A 14064-nucleotide genomic window follows, 5' to 3' on the forward strand; every position below is an offset into this window, starting at 1 on the left:
CTTGCGCTGAACGGGGCCCGCCCTTGAAGGAAGGGTTACCGGTTCTCGAAGATCTGCGACGACGTCACACACCAAGTTGTCGTGGGCCTTGTTGTGCCCCACGGCGTAGTTTCGGTGCCCTCGTACTTCCGCACGTCGACACCGATCCCGGTGGTGTCCCAGCTGGAGGTGTTGATGTTACGGAGGTGACTTGGCGAGGCGAGCCATTGGCGATAGGCAGTCTCGGCTTCATGAACGGCGGTACTGAATGACGTGCCACACGTGCGGAAGATGTTCTCGCCCGTGCCCCAGGTGGTCGCGGCCCACTGATTGCGCCATTCCACGGTCGAGTGCGAGAGCTTATCGATGTCGTTGAGGTGCTGCACCCAGGTGCGAGCGCCGAGCGCAAGGCGGTCATCCCACACGAGCTGCTGCAACCCCTGCGAAGCGCGATACTCGTTGATCAACCTATGGATCTCCTGCTCAACCACTGCGGTATCCATGCCATCTACCGTGTATGTCGGGCTGAGGAGGGTGAGGCGTTCGTGACCTGGCGCGTCTGCTACGGCAAGGAGCGTGATCGTCGAGCCGACTTTAGCCATCGAACATGTGGTGTCGCATCCGTACATGCTGCCAACGAAATCGAAGTCGTCAGGATCGAGATTTCCACCGTTCGCAAGGTACTTGTCGATGTCCATCACCCAGTAGAGCTTGGGCGCGACGGACCATTCACCGATGTTTGCGGTGACGGTCTCCGCGGAACGGATCGGTCCTTCAATGGTGGGTGCGGTGCCAGTGATCTGGGCGAGTGCGACTGGGAAGGTTCGGCTGGTGAGTGTGGCGGTCTGGTAGCCCTGCGCGGCCGCGGTTGCCTCCACCGAAAGCTTCTTGCCCGCATGTTCAGGCGTCAATGTGAGCGTGTTTCCGGTGCCGACCGGTTTGCCGTCGGCGAGCCACGTGAGCGTCGGTTCGATTGTCCATGCTCCGGGTTCGGCAGTGACGGTTTGGCCGACCTGTACGACACCGTGGATCGTGGGTGTGGTTCCCGCGATCGGTTCGAGGCCCTTCGGGGCGATCGTCTGGCTCCCGGAAGTCATCGTCACTGACGGTGCGCCCTTCACGGACGCTGTCACCCGGACGGACACCTGCTTGCCCTCAGTCGACGCAGTCAGCGGCAGCTTCGCGTCGGTCGCGCCGCGGAGGTTCTTGCCGCCAGCGAGCCACTGGTAGCTGTACGTGACGGAGGCCGGCGCCCACCCGTTGGGCTTCGCAGTCAACGTCTTTCCGACCGCCGCAGTGCCAGAGAGCGTCAGCTTGCCGGACTCGATCACCGCTGGGTTACCGGCCTCCCGGTACAGAAACGCTGCCATTGCTTCACGGCTGATGCGCTGTTGCGGACCGTAGACGACCGTGCCGTTGGGCTGTTTAATGCCGGTTGAGAGGCCGGCCTTCTTCATCCACGTGATCGCGGTGTAGAACTTGTGCGATTTGGGAACGTCAGAGAATCCGCGCGCACCCTTGATCGAGGGCTTTCCCGCTTTCCGATACATGAATGCTGCCATCGCTTCACGAGAGAGCTGCGCCTTCGGCTGGAATGCGATCCCCTGAGGGGTTTTCACGCCGGTGGTTAGGCCCACGGCATACATCCACATGATCTGCTTGTAGAACTTGTGGCCGCTGGGGACGTCGATGAACTTCTTCCGCGGCATCTTGAACGAGGGGCTTCCCGCCTCCCGGTACAAGAACGCTGCCATCGCTTCACGAGAGAGGCGGCTGTACCCGTCGTAGACCGCTCCGTTTCCCTGCTTGATGCCAGTGGTGAGTCCAACGTTGTACATCCAGGTGATCGGCTTGTAGAACTTGTGCGACTTCGGCACATCAGGGAAGTGCTTCGTGCCACCAGTGGCCGCCGTCGCGGCTTCGGCCGTGACGGGTCCAACCGGGACTGGGGCCGCTGCGGCTGGGGTGACCACGCCGGCCACGAGCGCTGCGGTTATGAACGCGGTGGCGAATGAAGCGAGGGTGCGTGAGGTCTTCATGGTGGTCTCCTGTGTCCTTGCTTCGAGCCTACTGAACGCCTACGACATGGGCGGCAGCTCGTGCTGGCTCATCATCGAACGCGCCGTCCTCTTCCAGCCTCTTGATGAATCGCTGACCCGTCTTCGGGGTCTTATCGCCCAGCCATTCTCCGACGAGCTTCCCAGTGGGCCGCTTACCTTCGGACTTCACGTACTCGAGCACGCGGGTACGCACCTCGTCCTCCGGAATCTCGGCGTCGACGAGCCGCAACGTGGCGTGCTCAGGCACTACAGCAGGAGGCGACGCGGGCGCTGGCTGTGACGGGGCCACCGCGGCACGCGCCAATGGCGTCTGAGCTACCTCAGCGGGCCGCTGCGGCGTGAGTGGCTTCGAGGCGATCGTTTCCATGCGCTCACGCTTGGCCTGGAGCTTGGCGCGTTCTTTCTCATCCGGGATGAGCATCATCACGAGATGAGTTATGGCGAGGAGTGCTGTCGGTGGGGTGGATGCCAGGATCGCGGCGGCCCACGGGCTGGTGAGGGTCAGGTCTGCCGCACGCCACGCATGCGTAGCGTTTGCCACGATAGAAACGCCGGACAGCAGAATGAAGGTGGTGTACGCGAGCCAACGGCCGGGGACGCCACGCATCCGAAACTGTGCAGCAGCGATCATGGTGGCCACGGTGCCAACGTCAACCACGACCGGAAACAGTTCAGGCAGTGGGAGCCCGTTCACACGGGCGACATCGATCAGGGTGGCGTACGAGATCGCCATCGCTGAGACGCCCACGATTGCGAGCGGGATGCCCAGCGACATCACCATCGCCCAGGTGCGGTTCGGTTTCTTCGCCATCAGACATTCCCTGCCTTGCGCGAGTCACGCTTCACCTGCAGCGAAGTCAGGCCGGCAACAAGCGGTATCACTGCCCCGAGCAAGACGACGCTCAGGAGAGCGATCGTAAGCATCCACATCAGCACGGGATACTCCGTGTATTCGTTCATGGTCAAACCCAATCCGTGAGCATCCTGGAGCCGGTTTCCCCGGCCCGGAAGGCGTTCTTGAAAGACGTGAGCGCCCGGTAGTGGGAGCCAGATTCTGAGACGCGGAACGAATCGTCCAGCAGGAACTGCCCCATCAGGCTGGTCGCTGCGGTATTCGGTCGCGAGCCGCGCGCGATCTTGATCACTGCGATGACTTGCTCGATCGAGAGTGACGGGCAGAGACGGTGGGCGGCAACGCGGTCGTCGACATCGTAGGAGAGCCGCTGCGGCGGGTTCGCGGCGATCCAGTACAGCAGCTCGCGTACCGCGCTGTGGTGGCGCGAGTCGATCACCTGAGCGACGATTCCGAAGGTGAGATCCACGACGTCTTCAAGCGGGGTGAGGCCGTGCGCGTCACCATCGGTGGTGCAGAGGTTCGTGTACTCGGCGTAGCCGACGTGCTCGAGTGGGGCTCCGCGAATGCCCCACTCCTTCTGCAGCCACCCAATGGCGGTCGTATGGAAATACGCCCAGGGCTCCGCTGCGGCCGCGATGTAGCGGGCCGGGCAACGTTCGGGGTTCTTCCGAGTGGACAACAGGTTCGCGATGATGATCTGCACCGTCTCTTCGGCGGAGATGGCGTACCCCCAGTCCCGTGCCGCTTCACGCAGCTGAGCGACCTGGTAGGCGTGCAACTGCTCGATGAAGGCCGCGCCCTCAGCGGTCTCGAACGCGTCGACGCCGGAATCTGCGATCTCCGTGAAGATCGCCCGTGTCCGCCAGTTGGAGAACTTCTCGACCTTAGCCACGACGAACCTCCAACCCGAGCTGACGCATCGACTGCGATGAAAGCAAGTGTGTTACTTCGCCGCCGATGCGCTGAAGGCTTTGCGACGGCGAGCCGTCAACCGTGCACTCGACCACAACGACTGTGGAGAGCGCGTTCACGAGAGCCATACGCACCGCACGGAGCGACTCACGCCCCATCTGGTCCTTCTGTGCGGCGAGAGTGAGAACGTCCCGGAAATCGCTGTTCTCGAGCCTCTCCTGCAACAAGGTTGTGTGCCGGACCATCTCGTCGAGTCGTTCTTCAGCGTTTCGCTCCAGAAGCACTTGTGGATCCTCTGCCTGCCGGAGTACGGCTTCGTGAACCTTCTGCACCTCTTTGACAACCGGGCCAACCTTGGCCGTCGACGTCTTGAGCTTCTCGTAGCCGCGCTGCGCGACCGCGCGAACCTCTTCGGGCACGTCCTCAGCGTGCGCGAGATCGCGGACTGCGGCGATATTTCTGAGCCAGTTGATGTCGTGCCCGGTTGCTTCTTTCGCTGCCTGCGCGATGGAGACGGGCGCCTTTTGCTGCCAGTTACCGAGGGCGTCGGTAACTGGCGCATTGTCGATGACGCCTCGAGCTTGAAGGGACGCCAGACCACCCGCCGCCTGCTTCTCCTTCGCGCGAAGTTCGTACATCGGAAGATCGAACGTCTCCCACGCATCAAGGGCCTCCGCGGCCGAGAGATTCTTGCGAGCACGATTCGATTCAAGTTCGAGCAGCTGCTCCTGCTCTCTTGTGAGCCCTTCATACACCTCAGCCCGAAGGCCCAAGCTGTCTTCCTTGGCGGCCTCAAGACGATGGCGGCCGTCGACGAGCACGAGCTCACCACCGGGCCGTCGAGATACCAGCGCCGGAACAAGCTGTACCCCGAGAGTCTGCACCGAGGAACGGAGGATCTCGACGTGATCCGGATCGATCTCTCGTTGCCGCTCCATCACGATGACCGAGCAGGGATCCAGAATCTCATTAGAGATCGTGACTGTGTCAGGGAGGAATGCGTGATTCATGATGCAACCTTCAGAAATGAGGAGACTTCGAGGGGGGTCTGATCTGCGTCCCAGATCAGTTCGGCGGCTTCCGGTGCGTGAACCACACAGAGATGCCGGCGAGACGGATGCGTGCGACAGGTGCAGTCGCGTGCCCGTTGGGCGTGCTCCGGGCAGTACGTCCGGAACTTGGGTGTGAGGACGATCGACCAGCCTCGCGACACCATCCAAGTCAGCTGAGAGGCATGATCGTGCCACGTGGTCTCGTGGGAAACGGCAGGAAACATCGGATCGGTTACCGCACAGGACCGAACCTCACACCTGATCGCGACGACCTCGCGACGCCATACCCGGCCCATCAGTGATCACTCCCAATTGCGAGCAGCCCGGCTTCGAGTGCGGCGAATGCGGGATCGACGTTCCGGCGTGGTTCTCCGCAGTCCGGGCAATGCGAGCGTTCGATTTCACGAAGACGCTCACTGCCCCACCAGTGCTCACCACGAAGACATGCGGCAACAGGCGATTCGGAAGCGAACGCGTCGGCCGCCGGAGCGGGATCAAAGGGTGCGGTACCGTCGCCGCCTACCGCCCACTTTTCTGGGTAGCGGACGATGACAGACGCGATGTAGCTTGCAGGCTTATTCACGCGGCCACTGGCTCGCAGCAGCGTGTCTCGTGTGGCCTGAACGACGTCCACACCAGCAAGGTCCACTCGGCCCTGAATCTCGCGCTCTACCGCTGCGAGCGTGAGGCCACAACCGGGAGCGAGTGCTTCGAGCTCAGCGTCAATCTCAGCGTCGCGCGTGGTCTGGTTGGTTGGTCGAATTGAAGATTGAGAACCAACCAACCAACCTTGGTTTTCTTCTTCCTTTATAGGGGTGGTGCGAATTTCGTCGACCGGTACACCGCTATGCGAATCTCGTGGGGCGGTGCTGACCTGGTGTTCTTCACCGGGGTGCGAATTTCGTGGGGCGGTGCCGTCACCGCTATGTGAAATTCGTGGGGCGGTGAAAGTGGGCTCAACCGGCCTCTGTGCTCCGGCCCTCGAAAGCAGCTCATTCTGCTTTTCGAGCCACAGCTCGTACGGCTCGTCGACTTCGATCACGCCGCCGTCAGGTCCAAGATCAACGTTCTCGTCAGGGTCTTGTGTGAAGACACGTACCCGGAGGTTGCCGGTCAGATCCGTGTAACGAGGCTGCCCCTTTCGGTCGAGTATCGGGGACCCATCACGCATCATCGGAGCAACCGAGCCAGCCGGCCACCGGTCACGCACCTCGAGGAAGAACCCGTAACGACGGAGGGTGTTCTTCGCGGTCTTCCACGCGTAGTCGGTGAGGCCCAGATCGCGCTTCGCTTTGGCGGGTGTGACTTCGAAGTTCTCTGCATGTGACTGCATGTACAGAAACAGGGCGATCGGCAAGCCGGTAACGCGAGGATCTCGCACCCACCAGTTGCGGTGCGTCCCGTACTGGTCCTCGAAACGCATCCGTTGCCGGACGATCGGAGTGTTACTCATCGCGTCCACCCCTCAAGCAGGGCCAGAGCCGCGCTGGGAGGCTGGCTATTCTCGCGTGCTGTGAATTCGCTTCCAGGCGTGACCACAGCGCGCGCGCAGGTGTCAAAATCGTGAGACATGAATCGGAGTTCCTTTCAAGGAATTCGCTGGCCTCTGGTGTTCCCGCACCAGGGGCCAGATTCGTTTCTGGGTTACGCGATGCTGCACGAGCAAGGCGACCGAAACGCCTCTGGCAGAAACGAAGCCGGAGGTAGTCCGATGAGCGCTGCGATCCGCAGCAATTGAGTCATCGTGAACTCGTACTTCTCGTCCCCCTGCAGCTTGCGATGGAACGAGGAAGCCGCGAGATTCGTTGCATCGGCCGCGCCGCGCTGCGAATACCCCGCCTCTTCGAGGGCCGCGACAACGAGAGCTGCGATCTCGCCAGCGACGGGGGCCGGCTTTGTCTCCAGGATAATCACTTTTTCCTCCAACGCCTGTTCCATCTGGAACGCTAGTTGGAACAATACATATATACACCGAATGACGTCAAGTATTCTTCCGATGTGAATGTTGACGAGCCTGGTGCGAGCTTTGCCGAAGCTCTTGCAGCCGAGCAGAAATGGCAGCTGCGAGGGCTGAGCATTTCTGGGTCGGCTCTCGCAGGCATGCTTCAAATCGGAACTCGAACACTCACCCAATGGCTCAACGGGCGGAACAAGATCCCGTTCGCGTTTGTGTACTCGGCCTGCCTCGTGACTGGCATAAAGCCCAGCAGCCTGTTCAAGCTCGCCGAACGGCGGCTCAAGAAGTCAGAACCTTCTTTGGTTTCCGGAAACCTTGAACGCACAGAGCCCTCCACCCTCACCCCTGACGAGCTCCGAACGCGCGGCGTGCGGTTTATTCAGTGCATCTCGGCCGAGCTACGGACGCAACTCGCCGCGCGCGACATCTCGGTGCGACAAATCGCCCTCCGACTCGGCAAGGCGCCTGCAGTCGCCGGGGAATGGCTGAGCGGGAAGAAAGTCATCCCGGTCCACTTCGCCTACAACGTCTGCAAGGCGATCGACTTACCTATAGCCGAACTCGTCGACCGTGCTGAAGCTCGAATCGATCTTTACCCCGAGGATGACGACGAAGTAGTTAGGACCGAAACGTTCAGCCGTGGCGAATCCCCCTGCTCCGCACTCTCGTCCAACGAGACCAGTCGCCGCCTGCGTGCTCTCCTAGAGCTCAAAGGGATGGATGAAGGGTCAGGATATGAAGCCGTTCGCGATAGGGCGATGAAGAGACGCGTCACTATTGATCGCGCGGAATGGGACACAGTTCTGGAAGGAACGACGGCGCCCGATCGCAAGGTTATCGTCGCGATCGCGGATGCGCTTGGTGCTCCCTTGGATTACCTCACTGTCGATGATGAGGAAGTCACTGCACGTGTTGAGGCTGAGGCTGCTCTGGCGCGAGTTGCTGCCAAAGCGGGTGTCAAGAACATCGCGGCAAGAGGTACCAGGCTCTCTGCCGAAACGCTTCGTGAGATCGCGAATCTCATAGGTCGTTTACCCAAGTAACGTCGTTACGTCCGCACTCAGTTATCAGGAGGTGAATGGCGGCATGAACACTCAGCAGAAAGCAGAACGGCTCGTAGAGAGCCTGGAATGCCCACCCGGAGCAGGAATCGCTGACATTCGAGAACGTGTCTCGCAGGTTCACCAAAAGGACGTCGTTCTTCATCCCACCAGCGACTCAGAACTTCGCGACATCACGGGGCTTTGGGTTGAGATGGAGCACGCAAGCCACGTCTTCTACCGAGCTGACGATCCGGAGATCTATCAAGCCCACTCGATATTCCATGAGTTTGGTCACATCATCGCTGACCACACCACATGCGGCGTCCTCGACTTCATCGACAGCACGGCCATCGGCTCCGCTTCCCTTGGTGGCCAGATCCAACGAGCCCGAGCCCGAGGGTTCCGTCACAACGACGATGAGGACCTGGCCGAGGAGATCGCCTACGCCCTCTCCCGCGTCGTCATTGCCGGCACCAAAAGCAACGTGCGCGCCGTCTTCGAGTAACACCCGAATACGATGCGCACGATTAAGAGAATCAGTTCGACTTCGACCCCTTAGTCGCCCATTTCATGAAGTTCAGCTCCCAACGCGGAAGACGCCCACGCGCCTTCCGTGGCTTAGTGAACATTTTGCGAGAAACCAGGTGAGAGGCGCGCTCAACGCGCCTCTTCTCGTCATCGTTCAATGCTGACCCGTCGGCATGCACATGGTCATTCACGGCGATCACGCTCCTATAGAGATGGTTCAGTGCGGTTTCACCATTCAACCAGGTCGTAGTCATCACCGGGCGCGCGGGAACTTCCAAATCCTTCCGACGCAAGATCGATTCGAGTGACTTGATCGAGTGCTTTACCCGGCTCGTGCTCCGCAGCCGTAGCAGCGCAAGGCTGGCCATATTGCCGGCCATCAGAACAACACCACCGCTGAAGCTGGTCAGCGCGAGTGTGTAAACGGGGCCGCTCGCCCCTTCCGGCAGCCAGCTGAAGCAGATAGACGCGAGCGCCAGGATCTGGAGCACGCACCCGATCGTCACGAAGGCCCCACCGAGATGCATCGTGGCAAAGCTCTGAGCGCCGGTTCGCCAGATCTTTGAGACGAGGTGCAAACAGATCCCCGCGATGAGCGCCAGATACAAGCTCGAGTAGAGGAAACCCGCGATCTGATCGGCATGTTCGAGCATGAAATCCTGTACCGTAGCGCCGCGCTCGATGAAGAAGAATGCGACGACGAAGGAGAGAAACCCGATGTACAGTGGCCAGCGGAAGAGCTTATGAAGCGGGAAGTCAACCTGACTCACTACGGCTTGAGCTACCAGCCAGAAAGCGACCGCAGCGGCAACGTTCTGCAGCAAGCTGAGGAAGTTCGTACCGCCAAGCCACCCATCGAGTATTGGCATGGAGATCAGCGTTCCACAGCAGAGCAGCGCGACGGCGCCAACCCCAGAAGCAAGCCAAGTAAGGCGAGCTGTGGGCACCCGGATTGCGCTACGTATACGTACCAAGAACGAGATCGCGAGCGCAAAAAATGCCAAACTTGAAGGATGAATAATCTGTTCCATATGGAATTCCCCTTGTCTTAAAAAGATTCCACAGACATCTTAGAGGTGCCGGCAACCGTGAGTGTCGCTCGGCTCCATCCGAATTGCCGATACGTTGCCAGATAAAAACCGAACCGTCAGTGAACAAAGGTCAAGTGTCATAGTGCGCGGGATCGCACTATTGATGCATATGGGCGCCCATGACGGGAAGTGCGCGATTACCTGTCGACGGTGCGCTACTGGAAGTTTCAAGTGTTGCCGACTTCGGTCGAGGCGCCGGTGTGCTCTTCTCGTCCCCTCTCTCGGCGCAGGATCTGGCAACAGAATGGCAACAACCGTGCGACATTAGCCTGTCCCGAACATCGCTCGAGAAACTATAAAGTGCCCTAAAAACGAGGGTTAAGTGCTTGAACAAGGCTGGACGAGGACTGCTACTAGGTTTCAAATCCCCCCGTCTCCGCCAGTCGAACAACACCGAGAACCCCCGTCAGGAGCGATCCTGCCGGGGGTTCTCGTGTTCGGTCGGGGGCTCTCTCCGTCGTGAATGCTCGGCGCGCACGCATCACGAGCCTTTGCGGTCACCGCTCTGTTGGGGGGGGCTTCGTCCAGCACAGAGATAGCGAGCGCATCCCGTTCACGAGCACCGTTGTGGTCGAGCGCCGACGGACGGTTTCACGCGGGCAGCTCGATCGGCCTGCGTCGAGGCTGCCTCGGTACTCCGGCTCCACCTCCCGGATCACGACGCGCAGTGCCATGGGTCAGGGCAGCACTGTGCGGGCCGAGTCGATTCGCTCGCCGGTCGTGTGATCGAACAGGTGGACGCGGGACGGGGCAACCGGAGCGACGGTCACCACATCGCCGATCTGCGGATGGTCGCGCCCGTCGACGCGGACGACGAGTTCGGTGCTCTCGTCATCGAGCGACGTCTCCCCGTACAGGTAACCGTCCGCGCCGAGCTCCTCGACGAGTTTCGCGCGCACTGAGAGCCCGGCAGCTCCGGTTGTGGAGACGGCGAAATCCTCGGGCCGCACCCCGACGGTGACCGTGCCCGACGAGAGGCGGGACCGGGCCTCTCGAGAGATGGGGACGACGAGGTCGCCGAACCCGATCCCATCGGCGCCTACCTGTGCGGTGAACAGATTCATGGCAGGCGAGCCGATGAAACCGGCGACGAAGGTGTTCACAGGAGTGTCCAGCAGCTCTCGCGGGGTTCCCACCTGCTGCAGCACCCCGAGCTTCATCACGGCGATTCGGTCGCCCATGGTGAGAGCCTCCGTCTGATCGTGCGTCACGTAGACGGTCGTGACTCCGAGCTCGCGCTGCAGGGCCGCGATGCGCGTGCGGGTCTGCACGCGAAGCTTCGCGTCGAGGTTCGACAGGGGTTCGTCCATGAGGAAGACCTGAGGTTCTCGGACGATCGCTCGGCCCATCGCGACCCGCTGACGCTGTCCTCCGGAGAGCGCCTTCGGCTTGCGGTCGAGATACTCGGTGAGATCGAGTTGCTCGGCAACGGCCTCGACGCGCTGCCGGCGCTCCTCTTTTCCGACTTTCGCGATCTTGAGCGCGAAACCCATGTTCTCCGCGACCGTCATGTGCGGGTAGAGGGCGTAGTTCTGGAACACCATGGCGATGTCCCGATCCTTCGGCGACAGATGCGTGACCTCAGCTTCGCCGATGAGGATACGTCCGTCGGAGATCTCCTCGAGGCCGGCGAGCATGCGGAGCGCAGTGGATTTTCCGCAGCCGGAGGGGCCGACCAGCACGAGGAACTCTCCATCGGCGATCTCGAGATTCAGATTCTGCACCGCCGGACGGTCGGTGCCTGGGTATGACAGGGTGACGTTGTCGTAGGTGACGTTTGCCAAGGTGGGGTTCCTTCCGCGGTTATTCGGTGATCGGGAGCTTCGTGTCGTTCTGCTCGTAGCGCGTGCCTTCGACGGGAATGCCCCGGCGGCGCCCGACAGCGTCGACGACGAGCTGCAGGATGACGGTCTCCTCGAACACCCGAGCGAGGCCGGGGGCGGTGTGCTGCACCCGCACGACCGTCACGTTCTCGTGTGCGAGGTCGGCGACCCGCTCGTCGCCCGCGCCCGTGATCACCAGTACGCGTGCCCCGGCGTCGGCCATCTGCAGCACGACTTCGAGCTCGCGCCCGTCGCCGATGGTGACGAGCATGTTCTTCGAGTCGATGACCTCGTGGGGCCCGTGCACGAACTGGAACGTCTCCCAGCCGGTCGCCGGGAGCCGAACGGCTTCGCGCAGCATGAGGGCGCCCTGAGCGGCGGACGAGACGCTTGGTCCGCGACCGATGAGGTCGACTGCGGCGATACCGTCGAAGATCGGTGCGAGCGACTCGGCGTGATCTCGGTGGGCGCTGAGGAGCTTCGCGACGAGTCGCGAAGCACCATCGACTTCGAGGTCGCTCTCGAGTCCGGCCGCCTGCATGATGGCCGAGTAGGCCAGAAGCGTCGAGAGGTAGCCGGAGGTGTAGACGGGGGAATCATCGATACCGCCGTATCCGACGACGAAGTCGCTCACCTCAGAGATCGCTGCTTCGGGAAAGTTGGTGATCGCGACGCGCCGCCCCGACCCGCGACCGCGCGCCGCCGCGATGGGTTCCGGGCTGCGCCCGGATTCCGAAACGAGGAGGTAATGGTCGCCCGGCTCGAAGTCGCCCGGGTAGGCAGCGACCTCAGATGCGGTGAGATTCACACCTCGAACCCCCTGCTGTGCGAGGGCGGCCACCAGAGCGTGGCCGGAATTGCTCGACGCGCCCATGGCGAGTACAGCAACCGTGTCGCCGGCGTTCCAGCGCGGAAGCTCGGCGGCGGCCAGCGATGCGGCGATCGCCGGGGCTGCGACCGTGAGGAGCTCCGGCTGCTGGTGAATGGCCTGGTGGAAGGGAATGCGATCGGACATGGGTTCTCCTGAGGTGGAATGCGAAACGGCGAGAGGAACAAGAGGAGGTCGGGACGTCAGCCCTTTACTGCGCCCGCAGCCAGACCACTGACGATCTGACGCTGGAAGATCAGTGCAATGACCAGCGGCGGGATGGCCGCGATCACTCCGCCGGCGGCCACCAGGCCGAAATCGGTCGTGTACCGTCCTGCGAACTCTGAGATCGCAACGGGGATGGTCTTCGACGCGTCGGACGAGGTGAAGATGAGGGCGTACATGAATTCGTCCCACGCGAGGAGGAACGCGAACATCACGGCTGCGAAGAGGCCGGGTTTCGCCGAGGGAAGGATGATGCGGAACAGCGCACCGAGACGGCTGGTGCCGTCGATGCGCGCCGCGTCTTCGAGGTCCGCCGGCACGGTCATGAAGTAGTTGCTCAAGATCCACAGCGTGAACGGAATGACGAGCGAGCAATCCACCAGGATCAGTCCGATCGTCGTATCCAGCATTCCGAGCGAATTCAGAATCATGTAGAGCGGGATCAGGAGTGAGATCTGCGGCAGCATGTACGTCGTCAGGAACAGCACGAGGAACCCGCGGCGGAATGGAAACTTCAGGCGGGCGAACGCGTAGGCGCCGAAGATGCCGACGACCATTGAGATGACCACTGTGGCGACGCCGACGACGAGGGAGTTCATGAAGGCCGCACGGAATGAGGCGCCCACAGATGATGTGGGGTCGAAGAGTATCTCCTGATACCGGTCGAGATGCAGTTCGCTGGGCCACCAGCGCATGGGTTTCGCGACGATGTCCGCCTGCGTGGAGATGCTCGCGATCGCCAACCAGCCGAGCGGCGCGATGCACCCCACCGCGACGATGAGAGCCGCGAGGTACGTGAGCGCCTGACCGAGGATTCGACGATTGTGGTGCTGTTTCATAGGGTGCTCATTTCCGATCGGCGCAGCATTCGAAGGTAGGCCGTGGTCAGCACGAGGATGATGATGAGAACGAGGAACGAGATTGCAGACCCGAGGCCGTAGTTCTGCTCCGAGAACGCGGTGACGTAGGTGTAGTACGAGATGGTCTGGGTGCCGTTCGCGGGCCCTCCTCGAGTCATCGCGTAGATGATGTCGAAAACCTTCACTGCTTCCACGGTGCGCAGCACGAGTACCAGAGCGACGGAGGGCAGCAGCAGAGGGAGCGTGATGGAGAAGAACCGGCGGAAGGCTCCCGCGCGGTCGACTTTCGCCGCCTCGGTCAGTTCACTGGGAATCGAGGTCAGACCGGCCAGGAGGAAGATGGCCACGAGCGGCGTCGTCTTCCATGCGTCGGCGATGATGACGAGGTTCAGTGCGGTCGTCGGATCGGAGAGCCAGGCCTGGTAGCTGTCGATCACACCGAGGTGGCTGAGCACGCCGTTGAGTGCGCCGTACTGCGCGTTGTAGATGCCTTTCCACATAGCAGCGTTCACGATGGTCGGCACGGCCCATGGCAGAACGACCAGTGCGCGGAGGATCCAGCGACCGCGGATCTTCGCGTTCAGGAGAAATGCGATCCCGAGTCCGAACACCAGCTCGATCGAGGTCGAGACGAGCGTGAAATAGAGTGTGCGCCCGAGCGCGCCCCAGAAGCCGTTCGCACTCAGGGCCTCGATGTAGTTGCCGAGGCCGACGAAGGGAGTATCGACCGCAACGGCGGAGGTCACCTCGAAGAGCGAGATGAGCAGCGTGCGGCCCAGCGGATACAGGATGACGCCGAATACGGCGAGG

At 61.7% G+C, this 14064-nt stretch carries 14 protein-coding genes; 2 read left to right on the top strand and 12 right to left on the bottom strand.

What is annotated here, in order from left to right; translation table 11 throughout:
• Positions 1–35: 35 nt before the first annotated feature.
• From BLT44_RS04580 to BLT44_RS04600, 7 genes are all read right to left on the bottom strand, one after another.
• Entirely contained in the window at positions 36–2018 is a 1983-nt protein-coding gene (locus BLT44_RS04580; RefSeq protein ID WP_010155266.1) for an S-layer homology domain-containing protein, read from the bottom strand.
• 28 nt (positions 2019–2046) lie between these two features.
• Entirely contained in the window at positions 2047–2850 is an 804-nt protein-coding gene (locus BLT44_RS04585; RefSeq protein ID WP_010155265.1) for a hypothetical protein, read from the bottom strand.
• Complete coding sequence (locus BLT44_RS15565) at positions 2850–2999, bottom strand: hypothetical protein (RefSeq protein ID WP_155818997.1); 150 nt, start codon at positions 2997–2999, stop codon at positions 2850–2852. Before BLT44_RS15565 ends, BLT44_RS04585 begins: the two co-directional genes overlap by 1 nt.
• A 2-nt stretch (positions 3000–3001) precedes the next feature.
• Positions 3002–3787: a hypothetical protein gene (locus BLT44_RS04590; RefSeq protein ID WP_010155264.1), complete on the bottom strand. Its 786-nt coding sequence runs from the start codon at positions 3785–3787 to the stop codon at positions 3002–3004.
• A complete protein-coding gene (locus BLT44_RS04595) occupies positions 3780–4817 on the bottom strand; it encodes a ParB N-terminal domain-containing protein (RefSeq protein WP_074689966.1) in 1038 nt (345 codons plus the stop codon). The genes BLT44_RS04590 and BLT44_RS04595 overlap by 8 nt, the downstream gene beginning before the upstream one ends.
• 337 nt (positions 4818–5154) lie before the next feature.
• A complete protein-coding gene (locus BLT44_RS15175; RefSeq protein ID WP_143025981.1) occupies positions 5155–6312 on the bottom strand; it encodes a hypothetical protein in 1158 nt (385 codons plus the stop codon).
• Between the two features lie 191 nt (positions 6313–6503).
• Positions 6504–6797, bottom strand: coding sequence for a hypothetical protein (locus BLT44_RS04600; protein WP_143025982.1), 294 nt, complete (start codon positions 6795–6797; stop codon positions 6504–6506).
• A 60-nt stretch (positions 6798–6857) separates the two neighbouring features.
• Between BLT44_RS04600 and BLT44_RS15180 the strand changes: the two genes are divergently transcribed.
• On the top strand, positions 6858–7859 hold the full coding sequence (locus BLT44_RS15180) for a hypothetical protein (RefSeq protein ID WP_143025983.1): 1002 nt from the start codon (positions 6858–6860) through the stop codon (positions 7857–7859).
• A gap of 43 nt (positions 7860–7902) precedes the next feature.
• A complete protein-coding gene (locus BLT44_RS15185) occupies positions 7903–8364 on the top strand; it encodes a zinc-binding metallopeptidase (protein ID WP_143025984.1) in 462 nt (153 codons plus the stop codon).
• Between the two features lie 31 nt (positions 8365–8395).
• Here the strand turns inward: BLT44_RS15185 and BLT44_RS04610 are convergent, their stop codons facing one another.
• The 5 genes from BLT44_RS04610 to BLT44_RS04630 all read right to left on the bottom strand — a co-directional run bounded on the left by BLT44_RS04610 (position 8396) and on the right by BLT44_RS04630 (position 14000).
• Positions 8396–9418 (bottom strand): hypothetical protein, encoded by a 1023-nt coding sequence (locus tag BLT44_RS04610; RefSeq protein WP_143025985.1) that lies wholly within the window; start codon positions 9416–9418, stop codon positions 8396–8398.
• 737 nt (positions 9419–10155) lie between these two features.
• The gene (locus BLT44_RS04615) at positions 10156–11262 is read right to left on the bottom strand and encodes an ABC transporter ATP-binding protein (RefSeq protein WP_010155257.1); all 1107 of its coding nucleotides are present in this window, start codon (positions 11260–11262) and stop codon (positions 10156–10158) included.
• Between the two features lie 19 nt (positions 11263–11281).
• On the bottom strand, positions 11282–12316 hold the full coding sequence (locus tag BLT44_RS04620) for an SIS domain-containing protein (RefSeq protein ID WP_010155256.1): 1035 nt from the start codon (positions 12314–12316) through the stop codon (positions 11282–11284).
• Positions 12317–12372: 56 nt separating this feature from the next.
• On the bottom strand, positions 12373–13233 hold the full coding sequence (locus tag BLT44_RS04625; RefSeq protein ID WP_010155255.1) for a carbohydrate ABC transporter permease: 861 nt from the start codon (positions 13231–13233) through the stop codon (positions 12373–12375).
• Positions 13230–14000 (bottom strand): carbohydrate ABC transporter permease, encoded by a 771-nt coding sequence (locus tag BLT44_RS04630; RefSeq protein ID WP_244887465.1) that lies wholly within the window; start codon positions 13998–14000, stop codon positions 13230–13232. The genes BLT44_RS04625 and BLT44_RS04630 overlap by 4 nt, the downstream gene beginning before the upstream one ends.
• Between the last annotated feature and the right edge of the window lie 64 nt (positions 14001–14064).

Source organism: Leucobacter chromiiresistens (assembly GCF_900102345.1).
GTDB classification, from domain to species: domain Bacteria; phylum Actinomycetota; class Actinomycetes; order Actinomycetales; family Microbacteriaceae; genus Leucobacter; species Leucobacter chromiiresistens.